Below are 15,292 nucleotides of genomic sequence, written 5' to 3' on the forward strand. Positions count from 1 at the left end.
GAAGTGATTCGGGGGTGTTGGAGGTTTACTCTTTTACTTGATGGCGTTCAGGCGAGGGGCATAGTTCAATTTCATTGTGCGTTTTTCATTACCGGCGGGTGCCTATAGGTAAGAAAATGTATGACGCCGGATATTGAACTGCTAACGCAATACGTAAAACGACGGGATGAAGCCACCTTCGCCGAGTTGGTGCGCCGCCATCTGGATCATGTTTATTCCACCGCCTTGCGCCTGGTCAGCGGCGATGCACATTTGGCGGAAGATGTTTGCCAACTGGTTTTTGCCGACTTGGCGCGCAAGGCGGACAGTCTCGCCAACTGCAATGCCTTGAGCAGTTGGCTGCATGTCAGCGCGCGGTTCGCCGCCGCGAAACTCGTGCGGACTGAACAGCGGCGCCGTCAACGCGAACAGGCCACCCTCGCCATGCCCTCAACCACTCCAAACTCTGAGCCGGATTGGGATCAGGTGCGCCCGATTCTGGATGAAACCATTGCCGAATTGGACGACGCCGATCGCGATGCGCTGTCGCTGCGGTATTTTGAAAAGAAGCCGTTCACCGAAGTCGGTTCGGCGCTGGGCGTGTCGGAAAATGCGGCGCGGATGCGGGTGGATCGCGCCGTGGATAAATTGCGGAGCCGACTGGCGTTGCGGGGAATCACGTCAACGCTGGCGGCATTGGGGACGGCGCTGGCGCAGGAAATCGTGGCTCCCGCACCGGCGGCGTTGGGCGCGAAAATCGTTGGGCAAACGATGGCGGGAATTGGCGCGGCGGGAGTGAGCGCGGGAGGTTTTACGCTGGCGGCGAAATTGGGATTCGCGGCGCTGGCAATCGCGGCGCTGGTCACGGTGGGAATTTTAGCGCAGCCGAAAAAAACGGTTGTGACTCAAGAGGCTGCCATTTCGGCGGCCGGAGGAGGTGGGACGGCGGCATCGGTGCCGGAAACGACGAGCACCAAGCAAATGCCGCTGGCGAAGGCAAGGGCATTGGCGAAAGTCGTGAAGCAGGACGCGCCGGTGTTGCATCTGGTGGATAAAAGTACGGGGGCGGCGATTCCAGACCAGACGATTGGTTTGCTCGGATGGGCGCGGGGGTCGCAAACCTTGGTGGAGAAAAAAGTGGAGTTGAAGGATGGCCAGTGCGTGTCGCCGTTTGATCCGAATTATATGAGCGGAGATTATTGGATCATCACGCATGTGGAAGGTTATGCGGATACGAGATTGCGCTGGGTGCGGCAAAGAGGGGACGTGATTCCTGACGCTTATACGGTGGAATTAGTCCCGCCGGTATTGCTGCATGGCACGGTGGTGGACCCGCAGGGCAGTCCGGTGGCGGAGGCGTCGGTAGAGTTCGGATGCAGCGGCATGTGGGAAAGCGAAACTGGGCCGGAGGATCATCGCTTTGACCAGGTGAAGGTCACGACGGATGCGCAGGGGCATTGGGAGATGAACCGGATTGCGGAAGATGTATTGCCTTTTATCAGCGGCGATGCGTCGCACCCAAAATATTCGCGAGTGGGTTTTTCGCCGACGGCCCCGCTGGAGACACTGGCGAAATTGCGCGATGGTTCTTATGTGTTTCAACTTGGCGTGGCGGGAGGAGTGGTGGGCCGGGTGGTTAATACCAATGGCGAACCGATCACGAATGCTCTCGTCCGCGCCGGTTATGTGGACGAGGTCAATAGCCGCACGACGCATACCGATGAGAATGGCATGTTCGAGTTGACGGGTTGCAAACCGGGTGACACACCGGTGACCGCTTCCATGAAGGGTTACGCGCCTGCCGTAATTTCCGTCAATGTGGGTTCAAATTCGACGCCAATCAGCTTGACGCTCACGGAGGGCAAGACGCTTCGCTTGCGAGTTGTGGATGCGAAAGGAAGGCCGATCAAAAAAGCTAGTGTATGGTATGCGTCCCTTGATCTTAATTTGCCGACACCGTTGCCGCAGGTCGAGTTTCAGCGCAAGGCAGATGAGGAAGGACGAATTGTGTGGGAGCATGCGCCGGATCAAGCGCTGCCGTTGCAATTTTCCGCCGACGGCTATCTGGAACAAGAACATGAAACGGAATCCATTCGTCCGGATGATTCGGAGCATGTCATCACTTTGTCCCGGGCGTTGTTCATCTCGGGCACGGTGCGGGATGCTGATTCGGGGGATTTGCTGCCGAAATTCCGGTTGAGTATTGGCACGGTTCAGCCGACCGGACGGGGCGACGTGACGCCGTGGTGGAGTCCGATTGATCGCTTTAATCCGCTGCTCGCTGGTGGACAATTTCGCAAGTCGCTCGATGAACCGGTGATCGGTGGGACATCGAACCTGGGTTATATTTTTCGGTTTTCGGCGGAGGGTTACAAGCCGGAGGTGACGCGCTTGTATCAACCGGATGAAGGGGCGCAGGAACTCGACATCAATTTGCATAAGGCGAAGGAAGTTCAAATCACGGTGTATCGGGCGGATGGAACCATAGCCATCGGCGCGCAAGCGGGGTTAATGGCGCCGGGGGTGGAACGGAGTTTGGGTGTTGGGAGGTTCACTTCGATGTATGGCGCGCTGGATCCGGTGTGGATTCGGACGACGGATGCGAGTGGACAATTTATGCTGCCGGATGATGACGGTGTTCAGGAGATTGCGATTGTTGATCCGAGCGGATTTGTGAGTGTGGCGCCGAATGAATTGCGCAAGGCCGGGGTGGCGCATCTGCAACCGTGGGCGCGCGTGCAGGGCGTGGTCATGTGGAATGGGCGTCCGCTGGCGAAGGAGGCGTTGAATCTGATGAGGACTTACTCGCCGGGGAAAAATCTCTATAAACTGGACTTTGAATTATTTCGCACGGAGACAGATGCGGAGGGCCGGTTTGAGTTTGCGAAGGTGCCGCCGGGAGCGTTTCAGGTGATGAGATGGGTTCCGAGTAAAGACAATGAGGGAAGACAGATGAACATGGGAGTTCCAATCGCTGATTTTGAATTGAAGGGTGGGGAGACGAACGAGCTGACGTTGGATGCGGATGTGAATGTGCAAGTTCAGGCTCTGCGGGCGAGGAAGTAGTTGCGAGTTGGCTGGCCACTGCCGCGCGCAAGGCTAAAGACAAGCGGGCGCGGGAAAGTCCAGCGAGGTTTCAGCTTTTAATCGGCAGCGAATAGCCTGAGATTATGCCGGCGTGACGCTTCCGATTAAGTTTCTGGTTGGTGGACTGGTAATTGCCGGAGCCCTGCTCGCGGCGGGTCACGCGATCATTTACAAGCGCGATTCTCGTTCGGCGGCGTTGTGGATCGTCGTCATCTGGCTCATGCCGGCCATCGGGCCAATACTTTACCTGCTTTTGGGAATTAACCAGGTGCGGCGCCGCGCCGTGGCGTTGCGCGAAGCGATGGTTCGCCATCGCACAACGGCGGACTTCACCGAATCCGACCTGGGGATGCGCGAAGCCGAGCATCTTGAGCCGCTGGCGCGATTGGTGGGTGAGGTTGCCGCGCGCCCGCTGTTGCCGGGAAACGCCGTCGCGGTATTGGTTGATGGCAAGGAGGCGTACCCGGCGATGCTGGAGGCGATTGAATCGGCGACGAAATCGGTTGGGTTGGCGAGCTATATTTTCGATGCGACGGGTATCGGGGAGCGATTCATCGAGGCGTTGGCAAGCGCGCAGAATCGCGGGGTGGAGGTGCGGGTTTTGGTTGATGCGGTGGGGGCAAAATATTCGTGGCCATCGGCGGCGCGCGCTTTGCGGCATCGGGGAATTCAAGCCGCATTGTTTAATCCACGGTTGACCCCTCGCTGGCTGCCCGACATCAATCTGCGAAACCATCGCAAGATTCTGGTGGTGGACGGCACGGTGGGTTTCACGGGGGGATTCAACATCAAGCACGAATTCTGGCAGCCGGAAACTCCCGCAAAACTTTTTCGTGATCTGCACTTTCGCATCAACGGGCCGGTGGTGGCGCATTTGAGCGAAGTCTTCGTAGATGATTGGCAGTTCGCGACCGGCGAGGCGCTGCGCGGCGATAAGTGGTTTCCACCACTCCCGCGTTGCGGGGATGTGCTGGCCCGGGGCATCGAAGCGGGGCCGGACGAAAGTCATGACCGATTGCGGTGGGTGATCATCGGCGCGCTGAACAGCGCCCGGCGTTCAGTGGAGATTCTCACGCCGTATTTTTTGCCTGATGCGGGAATTATTTCCGCGCTGACGGCGGCGGCATTGCGGGGAGTGGAGGTGAATATCATTTTGCCGGAGCATTCGAATCTGACTTATGTGAACTGGGCCACGTTTGCGCAACTGTGGCAGGTGCTTCAGCATGGCTGCCGGGTATGGCTGACGCGCGGGCCGTTTGATCACTCGAAATTAATGGTGGTGGATGGCGTGTGGGCGTTTTTGGGTTCGGCTAATTGGGACACGCGGAGCTTGCGATTGAATTTTGAATTCAATGTCGAAGCCTACAATGCCGAACTGGGCAAAGGGTTGGAGGAACTCGTGCGCGGGCGGCGCGCCGAAGCGCGAGAATTGTCGTTGGCGGAAGTGGACGCGCGCTCTTTGCCGATCCGATTGCGCGACGGGATTGCGCGTTTGTTCGCGCCGTATCTTTGAGCGGGAACGTGCCGCGGCGATTACTATTGAGCCGGGGGCATGGGCGCGTGGATGGTGATGCCGAGGGCGTCGGCGACGGAGCGTTCTTTGGTGTCGGATGGAGAATTGACAACGTGGAGTTGGTGGGTGGCGGGATCGCGGTAGGCCATGGTGGAGGAGCCGCCGCCGTCGAGATTGATGGCGGTGTCGCAGCCCAGGGCGATCATTTCGGCGGAGAGTTCGCGCAGGGTCATGCCAATTGAGAGGTTGGGCTGGCGGCCGTCCACTACGACTAAAGTCAGGAGCGTGCCGGTGCGATCAATGCCGACGGCGGTGCGGGGGTTTCGCGCGAGGGCAAAGGCATTGGTGTATTCGACGGGCTGGCCGCCGCGGACGAGGATTTGCCGGCCACCGATGATTTCCCAAGCGCCGATGTTGGTGGGGGCGGTGGTGATGGCGGAGAGGAGCAGGGCGGTGTGGTTGGTGGTGATGACGAGGCAGGGGCGTTTGCCTTTTGGCAGGTGCCAGAGCTGGCCATCGGTCATGGCCATGCCCTCGGGGGTAGCGGGTTTGCCGCGAACGTAACCGGTGTTGCGGCCTTCAATATCTTTCGTGGATTTGGCGGAGAAAAAGTCGCCGTTGATGGCGATGTCGAAGCCTTCGCGCGCGGCGATTTCGCTGACGGGCAGGAGGGTGGTGGTCCAGGGGCCATCGGCATCGGGAGCGGGACCGCCGCGGGAGACTTTGGCCGAAACGCGAGGGTCGGCGAGATTAATGGTGACTTCGTGGATGGAGAAGTTGGGGTCGCGGCGGACGATGTGGGAGTAAGTCACGGGTGAAGCCGAGGGGGAATTTTGCGCGGCGCAGGTGAGTCCGCAGGCGAGGAAATTTATTGAAAGTATTTGTTTTAATTTGCGCGATAAAAACATAGGGGAGCGATGGTAATTGAGAGGAGGGATTGTGCAAGCCACGTTGTTGGGCGCTTGTTTGCCATTTGTTTCGACCAAGCGTTGCCAATCGTCAGGTGCCAGATTTCCAATTTTCTCGTTGGCCGCAAGTTAATGAGGAGTTGGGAAGAAGGCGGTAACGCGCCTTGGGGCGCGACTCGCTTTGCTCTATATGGTGGAGGAATTTTCGCGGGTAACCCCGGTAGGCTCCGGGCGAGCCAACCCGGGGGCTAAGTTCCACAACCGCCGTTCGGGATTGTATGTCCTTTTGTGCATCCTGGGTTTTTCTAGGAGTCTTAGCAGTAAAAAATTCGAAAGTCATAGACCGTCCACTAAAGGGAAATAGGCATTTTAGGTTTTGGAGTATTTCTATTGACGCATATTTAACTTTTCATACCATGCCGGGGTTCCAGGAGACATCCGCATCAGACGGAAATTGTAAAAAAATGAAACCTCCAATCACAATCTACACGACACTCATTGCATCCCTACAACTACTTCTCCTCTGTGGATGTATTAACGGCAGGACTCTCCGGATTGATTACGAAAATTATTCCGAGGCATACGGTAATGCCTTCAACAAACAGCTTTTGTTGAATCTCGCACGGGAGTCAGAGCAAGATCCAGTGTATTTTTTGCAATTAGGCTCGATCAGTTCTCAGTACCAATTCAGCACTTCTGGCGGTCTAACTCCATCGGCAACGAGAACCGCTCCTATAGCGGGTGGTGCGGGGCTAATTCAGCGCACCTTAACCCTGGGAGGCAGTTTTAACACCGGGGCAACTCAAACTCCGGTATTTCAATTTCTTCCCATTACCGGGAGCAATTACGTTCAGGCGTTACTTGAACTGGTGTCGGACAAAGTTTTCTGGGCTTACTATGATCAGGGTTGGGAGGCTGATTGGTTGGTGCGAATGATGGTGGACTCGATCCGGGTGAAGGCGGATATGCCGGGCCACGCCAACCAGGAAATAATCTATTTCAATGATCCTACAGATCCCACGTTTCCCGAGTTCCTGGAGTTTTGCAATGAGCTTCGGGATGCTCAATTCTATCAAACTCTGGTCGTCGAGAAAACCACTAATGCCGCGAATGTTGTGTTTAAGGGCAGCAATCCCAAGTTAAGCGAGGTCGTAGGCGCCATTCAAGCGGGACTTTCCGTGGAGAACGAATCGGGCGTAACAACTGTCAAAGCGAAGACCGAAATGAAATTCGAGCTTAAGCTTAATGAACTCTGCGATCCAAACGAGTATAAAGACTGTTACGCCTGCGATGAAACGACATTGTCTAATTCACTGGCATTTGCAAGGAAGGTTCGGACGATTGAGTTTACAATTCGAACTTTTGAATCAATAATGAATAATGTCGCGTGTGAAGAGGACCTTTTTACGAACCTATACAACACCAGGAATATCAGATTTACCAACGATGCGTACGGTCCGATTGCAGTTATAACGCGAAGCTTACCGTATGATGTTCGCCCCGGCGACCAAGCGACGTTCACCAATCGGCCAATTTTAATGATTAAAAACGAGGCAAAGCTGTCGGACGCGGTTCCGAAGTTGGTCGAAGTTACTTATGACAAAGAGAAATATTCGATCGGCGATTGCGATGACGAAAGATTTCGCCCGTATCTCGATTCTAATCAAAACCGCACGGTGTTTGCTCTGCTCAGTTATTTATTTTCACAGACGGCTATAAACACACAAAATTTGCCTATCCAGCAGTTGATTCAGGTGCAATAGGATTTGCCGCAATCCGTGTATTTGCAGGTTTTGTGGGGAGGAACAGCATTTCTGGGGATGTGAACGAACGCCCGGTAATAAATGATGCTGTAATATAGAGAATGAGAAGGCGGTAGCGCGCCTTGGGGCGCGACTCGCTGCGCTCTATATGGTAGGGGATTTTTGATGGGTGACCCAGGGTAGGCCCGGGGACGGGCCAACCCTGGGCTTTGTTGCGCAACATCTTCGATGTTGATTTTTTTTCACGCGAGAAGTGGTTCAATGGAGGGTCCGTTTCGGTTCTCGTGCGGCGGAAAAAATGGATGGATGCAAGAGAGATAGGACGGGGTCCGTCTTGGTTCCGCATCGCGGAAAAGACGGGATAGAAGGAGATTAGGTGAGGCTCGAAAGAATTGTGAATTTGATCTGGCCGAATGTTGATTCGGTACTTTGGCGCAACCTCGTTGAGGTTGGGAGGATTTTTGCGGGTTTCCCAGGGTAGGTTCGGGGACGAACCAACCCTGGGCTTTGTTGCGCAACCCCATTCGGGGTTGTATGAGGGGAAGGGATGGCGTGATGTGGTTCGTCGCCGACCAGTGTGGTATGCGCTGGTTTTTGTGAGGTGAAGATTTTATGGCTTGCGTGGATGTGCGGCCCGCATGTTGGGCGTGATGGGTCTTCTTGTTCGTTGAAGTTTCCGACATCAAAGGGGCCAAGTCTTTAATCCCACAAATAGTGTTCGTCCCACTTTAAATCGTGTTTGCGCAATAACGCGCGTAGCTCGTCCTGGAATCCAATTTTTTTATGGTGGTCTGCTTGACTGGAAATGTAATCTTTCACTTTTTCCAAATTGGATGCGCTGACGGAAAAATTTGCGTAGCCTGCTTGCCATTGGAAATCCACGTATTCATCGCCCTGCTGGCTAAGCCAATCATGCGATACGCGTTTTAATTCTTTTACCCAGTTTGCCTGGGTGATGGTGCGGCTAAAACGCGTCAGCAAATGCACATGATCTTCTGCGCCACCTATGATTAACGCCGGGCAATCCAATTGATTTGAAACTCCGGCGAGGAAGGCGTAGAGGGCTTCGCGGGTGGCCTGATCTCGCAGCCAGGGACGACGTTCTTTCGTTGAGAAGACCAAGTGAGTGTAAATGGCCGAGAGCGATTGTGGCATGCGGGCAACTTTGCACAACCTCGTTGAGGTTGGGAAGATTTTTGCGATTTCCCCAGGGTAGGTTCGAGGACGAACCAACCCTGGGCTTTGTTAACCCCGTTCGGGGTTGTTTTTTGGCACGTGAGTAGCGGTAAATGTGGAACCATTTCGGTTGGGCATCGCGGAAAAGATGGATGGGATGCAAGGAGGCGATTGGTGAGGGTGAGTGATGACGAAAATTCACCGGGCGTGTCAGCAGCCAGCAAGGTTTGAAGAAATTGTGTATTTGATCTAGTGGAATTTCGTCTCGTTAGCTTGGCGCAACCTCGTTGAGGTTGGGAAGATTTTTGCGGTTTTCCCAGGGTAGGTTCGGGGACGAACCAACCCTGGGCTTTGTTACGCAACCCCATTCGGGGTTGTATGAAGGGAGCCGATGGCGTGACGTCGTTCGTGGCCCGACCGGTGGTGTGCGCGGGTTTTTGAAATGAAAATATTACGGCTCGCGGGTACGCTCGCCCTCCCCATGATAAGTTGGGGGGATGTTTTCTTTCGTCCCTGGCCGGGACTTGATTTGGCTGGAATGAAAACCCAGCAATAAATTGCTGGGCTAAGTTCGGTCGTCCCTGCGGGACTTCGGACGGGGGAGCGGCAGCTCCGCCACTAATGATCGCCGGAGCGTTGGCCAGCTTTGGTGAGGGTAATGACGATGTAAAGGAGGGCCAGGATAGAGTAGCCGCCGGTCAAAAATATTCCCAGTGGATATGGAAGCTTGACGAGGAAGGGGATGGCTAAAAATGGAATCAGCAGCAGTCCGATTATGAGTGTGACTTTACCGAGTGTCTGCAGCTTTGATGGAGTTTTCTCGCTCATCAGGCTTTGGCTTCTTCGGGCTGGGGTTGGTCCTGGGGTTTTTCTTCGGGTTCTTTTTCTTCCTGGGGTTCGGGTTCGGTGGCTTCCATTAGTTTCATGGCGCCGGCGAATAATGCGGTGAAGAGGCCGCTGCTGGTAAATGTATTGCGGAAGAATTGCCAGGTTTCGGGCCAGCCTTGGGTTCCTTTGGTGAGGGCGAGGATCCAGCCGCCCAATGTCTTGGTGTATTCGGGATTGTTAAATGGGTTGAGGAACCAGGAGATGGTGTTGGTGATAAGGTAAAAAATGATGGCGCCGAGGAGTCCACCGGCGAGGAGGGCAAAGAAGTTGGAGCGGTGGTTGAATTGGCGTCCGAGCCACACTATGGCGGCGTAGGCGAGGTAGTTTCCAAGCAATTCCGGGCTGAAGATGGGTGAGCCGTAGTGGGCGTGGTAGTAGAGGTTGAGTAATAGGTCGGTGAGGGCGAGGGTGAGGAAGGGGAGCCACCAGACGAGTCGCCGAGGGAAGTAAACGCCGGCGCAGAACATGATGGCGTAAACGGCGCTGAAGTTCTGGGGCATGAGGCCGGGCCAGCGCGTGAGCGCGAGGAGGAGCATCAGGATGATGGGCAGTATGGTTTTTCCTTTCACCGTTGAGAATGATACTCGAATGGGGGAGGGGAATCCAGTGCGGAGTGGTGCAGTGCGGAATGCGGAGTGCGGAGTGCGGAATTGGGGAGGTGACTTCGGGGCGCGGTGGTGTGAGGGCGTGGACTCAGGGTGTGGTTGGATGGATTGACGCAGAGGCGCAGAGGCGCGAGAGGCGCAGAGTGGAGGAAAGGGGCAAGAGGTGTGGAATTAGAGAGTAAGGCGTGGGATTGAAATGAGGGTTTGGAATAAGTCGGCAGCGGCTATCTTATATTGGGTTGCTGCGGGTCATAGACCCGCGATCCGGCGGAGAGAGGAGGTTCAAGTTTTCAGTTTTCAGTTTTCAGTTCGGATTGGTGGTGGATGAGATATAGGCTTGGTGTGGGTCGGGAGTGGCTTGGCGGTTTAATGTTGCCGCGGGTCATAGACCCGCGGTCCGTGGGGAAATAATGATGGAAAAATTGTTTGAGGTGATTTTTGAGGATGGAGAGTTGTTGGTGATTAACAAGCCAGCGGGGTTGGTTTGTCATCCGACGAAGGGGGATGTGTATTCGAGTTTGATTAGCCGGGTGCGGTTGCATCTCGGGGCGGAGGCGCGGGCGCATTTGGTGAATCGGCTGGATCGGGAGACGAGTGGGGTGGTGTTGGTGGCGAAGTCGGATGTGGCGGCGCGGGAGTTGCGGAAGCTGTGGGAGGAGCGGGTGGTGCGAAAGGAGTATTGGGCGATTGTGCATGGGCGGGTGGCGTCGAGTGGGGGGAGTGTTGAGGCGGCGCTGGGCAGGGATACGGAAAGTATTGTGGCGGTGAAGGATAGGGTGCGCGAGGATGGGGCGTTGTCGCGGACGGATTTTGAGGTGGTGCAGCGGTTTGGGCGCGCGGAGGGGGAGTTTACGTGGTTGAGGGTGTGGCCGCACACGGGGCGGAAGCATCAGATTCGTATTCATTTGGCGCATATCGGGCATGCGATTGTGGGGGATAAGTTGTATGGCGGGGATGAGGATATATATATGGCGCTGGTGGAGGATCGAATGACGGCGGAGCAGCGTGCGCGGATGATCTTGCCGTGGCAGGGATTACATGCGCGGGAGGTGAGGTTTGTTTGGCGGGGGGTGGAGAGGGTTTTCGCGGCGGAGGCGGAGGGGTGGTTTATGGATTTTTTGCGGGAGGGAGGGGTGGTGGAAAAAATGATGGGCAGGGGTGTGGGAGGGGTTTAAGATTTGGGGGTGTTTGCGATTCCTAAAACGATGTCGGCGGTGGTGTATCGCGGGGTGAAGGATTTGCGGGTGGAGACGTTGCCGGTGCCGAAAATCGGGCCGGGTGAATTGCTGGTGAAGGTGGCGGCGTGCGGAGTGTGCCCGACGGATATTAAGAAGATCCATTACGGGACGGTGTCGCCACCGCGGGTGTTCGGCCATGAAACGGCGGGGACGATTGTGCGAATGGGCGCGAATGTGCGGGTATTTCGCGTGGGTGAACGGGTGGCGTTGCATCATCACATCCCGTGCATGAGGTGTCACGAGTGCCGGCATGGGGCATTCGCCCAGTGCGCGCAATATAAACGGACGGGGATCACGGCGGGATTCGAGCCGGCGGGCGGAGGTTATGCGGAATACGTGCGGGTGATGTCGTTTGTGCTGCCAGGCGTGGTGAAGATTCCGGCGCGGAATACGTTTATTGAGGGAGCAATGCAGGAGCCGGTGAATACGGTGTTGAAGGCGGTGGAGCGGTTGCGGTTGTTGAAGGGGGATGTGGTATTGGTCGCGGGACAAGGGCCGATTGGGTTGTTGTTTACGCGGTTGCTGGCGTTGCGAGGCGTGAAGGTTATTGCGAGCGATCTTTTGCCGGAGCGGTTGAAATTGGCACAAGCATGGGGGGCAAGTTGGGCATTGGTGGCGGGCGATAAAAATTTTGCGGAGGGCGTGGAAAAAATAACTCGCGGGCGAGGCCTTGATGCGGCGGTGATCGCGGTGCCGTCGGATGCGGCGGTTTTGCAGGCGCAGGAGCTTTTGCGCGGGGCGGGGCAGCTATTATTGTTTGCGCACACGAAACGCGGAAGCCAGATGAGCGTGGATCCATCGAGTGTTTGCGTTGATGAGAAAGATTTGTTGGGCAGCTACTCCGCCGATTTTACGATTCAGAAGGAAGTGGCGAAACTCGTCTTTTCGCGCAAGCTGGATGTGCGGAAACTGGTTACGCATGAGTTCCCGCTCGAAGAAACTGCGGTTGCTGTAGAACTTGCATCCAATCCCCGACCAGAATCGTTAAAAATTATAGTGGCAGTCGAAAAACCGTAAAATAAGTTGGATTTGAAGCGAAAAAAGCATGAAATTTGACTTTAAAATCCTTGGTGAATGAATGGCGTTATATGTTTTAATTCAGCCACTTAGGTGCAGAACAAAAACCGGCTAAAACCGCTCGAAAAAATGTTCAAAAATAATTTAGAAACCAGTTGACATACCCGCCTGAATTTGACAAATTTAACACGCACACAGTTAAACACACAGAACAACAAATAACAAAATGAGAACAAAAGCATTAATTCTTGGCGCTGCGTTCGTCGCAGCAGGTGTCGCCTCCTCAATGGCGCAATCCAATGTTTATTCATTGAACATTGTCGGTTACGTGAATGTCCCGGTTCCTGCCGGCTTCAGTATCTTAGCTAACCCGTTAGATGACGGCTTGAGTGACACTAATGTGATCACGACTGTTCTCGCTACTAATATTGTTGCGAACTCTCAGGTCTTCACCTTTACGCCCTCTGGTGGATATAATTCAACTGTTGAAAGCTATTTTGCTGACTTCGGTTGGTTTCCTGGCACTACTCATTTGGCTCCTGGAACTGGCTTCTTCTTCTTCTCGCCGACTGCGACAAACATTACGTTTGTTGGTCAGATTTCTGCTGGAACATATACGAACACGCTGGCTGCAAACTCCTTCAATTTAGTTGGCTCGGTTGTTCCTGAAGCGTTGCCGCCTGGTGTTCCTGGTGAATCGAGCACGTTGGGGGTTCCTGTTACGGCTAACGATGTGATTTACCGTTATAATTCAACGGCGTATGCGGCTGAGGGTGGTTATGATACCATTACTTACTTCCAAGGCTTTGGATGGTTTGACTCGGTTGCGGGTGGTGGTTCTACAAATGGGCCAACGCTTAATGTCGGTGAAGGTGTTTTCCTGTTCAGTACAGCAGGTGGAAACTGGGTTGAAAACTTCTCAGTTAATTGATAGTTCAACCAATAAAATAGAAATCTAATCAACCAAATAGAACAACAAGTATGAAAAAACTAACAACAATCCCGGTCGCGCTATTCATTTGCATTGGTGCTTACGCTCAGGGGACAATTCAATACGCTAACAATCCTGGCGTGCCTGTTAAAACTACTATTAATGGTGTTACTGCTAATGCTAACTCTACTGGCGGTGATCAGGTTGAAATGTTCTATCAAATAGACAATGGTGGTGCTGCTCCGGCTGCCATTACTTCTATGAATGGTGCCTTGGGAAATTGGATAGCAACATCTGTAACGCCTGTTTTACAGCCTCCGGCTGGTCCTACTGGTGTTTTTGATGCTCCTAGTGTAACTTTGCAAAATGTTCCTCTTGGTGCGACCGTTTGGCTTGAAATCGTAGGTTGGGACAATAACGCAGCTTCTGTGGCTGCTGCTTTAAGCGGGGGTTCGACCTTGTTTGGTAACTCTGCAGTGTGGAGCGAGGGAACTGGCGGGGCTGGTACTCCTCCAGCTACAGCGCCTGCAATTACTGGTGCTGGTCAGTTCACGGGGATGACTCTCACGGCTATTCCCAATACTCCTGAGCCGACCACGATCGCTCTTGGCGCTCTTGGTGCAGCTTCCTTGTTGGCTTTCCGCCGCAAGAAATAATTAAGCCTGTCTCTTTCACAGCCGCCCGAAAGGGCGGCTTTTTTTTTCACCAGACGTTGACAGAAAAAAAATCGCCGTTAGCATTTGGCGAAACTTATTTGGCTGGCGCGTTCGTCTATCAGTTAGGACACGGCCCTCTCAAGGCTGAGAGACGGGTGCGATTCCCGTACGCGCTACCATTTTTATCATGCGTCCATTTCAAATCATCTTCAATCCGACGAGCGCCGCTGAACTCGCCCGCATGCCCAAGGAATTACAGTTGCAAATCCTTGGCGAATTCCGTGGCTTGCCACAGCAAGTCCTGGCCACCGACCTGGATGAATTCGGCCAGTTGGAACGCGCTGGGCGCACGCTGCATCGTTTTCGCGTAGGAGATTACCGCGTCTATTTTGAGCGACACGATCTGGGCGTGGTGGTGCATCGCATCCTGAGCCGCCACACGCTCAAGGATTTCTATTTCCGTTCCGGTTTGAAGCTGGAAGAAGACGAAGCGCTTCAACAAAACCCAAAATTCTGGGAACTCATCGAAGCCGCCGTTTCGTCACCGCAGGAATAATGGGAAGGCGAACTGGCCCAATCAAGTCCCTTCGCCCAATTCCACGTTCCAATAGGCCAGATCAATGAAATGCTTCCAGCTTTCGTGCTGGTGCATGCCGAGATTGATCTGGACGAACGGACGCCACTTCGGCCGCTTTGGCTTGCGGATGAGATGCATGCCGGCTTCCTGGGGAGTATGATTCGCTTTGCGCGTGTTACAAGGGATGCAGGAGCAAACGATATTTTCCCACGTCGTCGGTCCGCCACGATCGCGCGGGATGACGTGATCCAGATTCAAATCCTTGCGATCAAATAATTGGCCGCAATACTGGCATGTATTACTATCGCGCTCAAAAATATTATGCCGCGTGAACTTCACTTCCTTCTTCGGCATACGGTCGAACATCACCAGCAAAATCACGCGCGGCACGCGAATGCGAAATGAAATCGTGTGGATGCTTTCCGGGTGCGGCTGTTGCTCCGACAAATCCTGCCATTGATCGAAGCTGAAAGTTTGAAACGACCCATCGTCGCCGCTGAGGACGACCTGCGCATGCCCTTCGAAGAGCAGCGTGAGGGCGCGTCGTGCCGTGCAGATATTGACCGCCTGCCAAAGTCGGTTCAGGACCAGCACATGTTGGTTTAAAAATGAATTCATAATGAACCCAGTGCGTTGTCGGCGCGGAAATTAACACAACTTCAATCGCCCTGTCAATTCGCGGTGCGCCGCAACGGGACAATTTCACGTATTTGTAACTCGCGAACAAATGCCCAGCCACAACCGGGCGCATCTTATCACTGTTCTTGAAATGAGCATTTACATGTCCGAGGGGTATGATTGGCGGTCTTGTCCCGGGGAGCGCACGCGCCCTCGCGTGCTGCCATCGGCGCCCTCGCCGATGGTGGTGGGGTGTGCGAGTTTTAAAGCGAATGTGCGAATTTTCCGCCATCTCGGATGTGGTTGGCGAGGGCGCCAACCACTGCACGCGAGGGC

The 15,292-nt window shown here is 54.5% G+C and carries 13 protein-coding genes and 1 tRNA gene; 9 read left to right on the forward strand and 5 right to left on the reverse strand.

Going from position 1 to position 15,292, the window contains the following annotated elements; genetic code table 11:
* The first annotated feature begins 120 nt into the window (after window positions 1-120).
* Both VH413_04385 and cls read left to right on the forward strand, forming a co-directional pair.
* Window positions 121-3,045, forward strand: coding sequence for a sigma-70 family RNA polymerase sigma factor (locus tag VH413_04385; protein HEX3797918.1), 2,925 nt, complete (start codon window positions 121-123; stop codon window positions 3,043-3,045).
* 112 nt (window positions 3,046-3,157) lie between these two features.
* Window positions 3,158-4,579 (forward strand): cardiolipin synthase, encoded by a 1,422-nt coding sequence (cls, locus tag VH413_04390; GenBank protein ID HEX3797919.1) that lies wholly within the window; start codon window positions 3,158-3,160, stop codon window positions 4,577-4,579.
* Between the two features lie 23 nt (window positions 4,580-4,602).
* Here the strand turns inward: cls and VH413_04395 are convergent, their stop codons facing one another.
* The gene (locus VH413_04395) at window positions 4,603-5,487 is read right to left on the reverse strand and encodes a phosphodiester glycosidase family protein (GenBank protein ID HEX3797920.1); all 885 of its coding nucleotides are present in this window, start codon (window positions 5,485-5,487) and stop codon (window positions 4,603-4,605) included.
* 464 nt (window positions 5,488-5,951) lie between these two features.
* Here VH413_04395 and VH413_04400 point away from each other — a divergent pair, with 464 nt between their 5' ends.
* Window positions 5,952-7,250 carry a hypothetical protein gene (locus VH413_04400; protein ID HEX3797921.1) on the forward strand — a complete coding sequence of 433 codons (1,299 nt, stop codon included), beginning with the start codon at window positions 5,952-5,954 and terminating at the stop codon, window positions 7,248-7,250.
* A 699-nt stretch (window positions 7,251-7,949) separates the two neighbouring features.
* Here the strand turns inward: VH413_04400 and tnpA are convergent.
* The 3 genes from tnpA to VH413_04415 form a co-directional block, all read right to left on the reverse strand.
* On the reverse strand, window positions 7,950-8,405 hold the full coding sequence (gene tnpA / locus VH413_04405; protein ID HEX3797922.1) for an IS200/IS605 family transposase: 456 nt from the start codon (window positions 8,403-8,405) through the stop codon (window positions 7,950-7,952).
* A 639-nt stretch (window positions 8,406-9,044) separates the two neighbouring features.
* Window positions 9,045-9,254, reverse strand: a complete 210-nt coding sequence (locus VH413_04410) for a hypothetical protein (GenBank protein HEX3797923.1) — start codon at window positions 9,252-9,254, stop codon at window positions 9,045-9,047.
* Window positions 9,254-9,883, reverse strand: a complete 630-nt coding sequence (locus VH413_04415; protein HEX3797924.1) for a DUF6580 family putative transport protein — start codon at window positions 9,881-9,883, stop codon at window positions 9,254-9,256. Before VH413_04415 ends, VH413_04410 begins: the two co-directional genes overlap by 1 nt.
* Before the next feature lie 446 nt (window positions 9,884-10,329).
* On the opposite strand from VH413_04415, the gene VH413_04420 reads away from it, so the two are divergent.
* From VH413_04420 to VH413_04445, 6 genes are all read left to right on the forward strand, one after another.
* The gene (locus tag VH413_04420; GenBank protein ID HEX3797925.1) at window positions 10,330-11,094 is read left to right on the forward strand and encodes an RluA family pseudouridine synthase; all 765 of its coding nucleotides are present in this window, start codon (window positions 10,330-10,332) and stop codon (window positions 11,092-11,094) included.
* Window positions 11,095-11,103: 9 nt separating this feature from the next.
* On the forward strand, window positions 11,104-12,174 hold the full coding sequence (locus VH413_04425; GenBank protein ID HEX3797926.1) for an alcohol dehydrogenase catalytic domain-containing protein: 1,071 nt from the start codon (window positions 11,104-11,106) through the stop codon (window positions 12,172-12,174).
* Between the two features lie 226 nt (window positions 12,175-12,400).
* The gene (locus tag VH413_04430; GenBank protein HEX3797927.1) at window positions 12,401-13,105 is read left to right on the forward strand and encodes a hypothetical protein; all 705 of its coding nucleotides are present in this window, start codon (window positions 12,401-12,403) and stop codon (window positions 13,103-13,105) included.
* Between the two features lie 50 nt (window positions 13,106-13,155).
* Entirely contained in the window at window positions 13,156-13,761 is a 606-nt protein-coding gene (locus VH413_04435; protein ID HEX3797928.1) for a PEP-CTERM sorting domain-containing protein, read from the forward strand.
* A gap of 104 nt (window positions 13,762-13,865) precedes the next feature.
* Window positions 13,866-13,940: transfer RNA gene (locus tag VH413_04440), tRNA-Glu, on the forward strand.
* 8 nt (window positions 13,941-13,948) lie between these two features.
* Complete coding sequence (locus tag VH413_04445) at window positions 13,949-14,317, forward strand: hypothetical protein (GenBank protein HEX3797929.1); 369 nt, start codon at window positions 13,949-13,951, stop codon at window positions 14,315-14,317.
* A 21-nt stretch (window positions 14,318-14,338) separates the two neighbouring features.
* Here VH413_04445 and VH413_04450 read toward each other — a convergent pair whose 3' ends face one another.
* Complete coding sequence (locus VH413_04450) at window positions 14,339-14,956, reverse strand: HNH endonuclease (protein ID HEX3797930.1); 618 nt, start codon at window positions 14,954-14,956, stop codon at window positions 14,339-14,341.
* Window positions 14,957-15,292 lie beyond the last annotated feature (336 nt).

This window comes from Verrucomicrobiia bacterium (assembly GCA_036268055.1).
Classification (GTDB): domain Bacteria; phylum Verrucomicrobiota; class Verrucomicrobiia; order Limisphaerales; family Pedosphaeraceae; genus DATAUW01.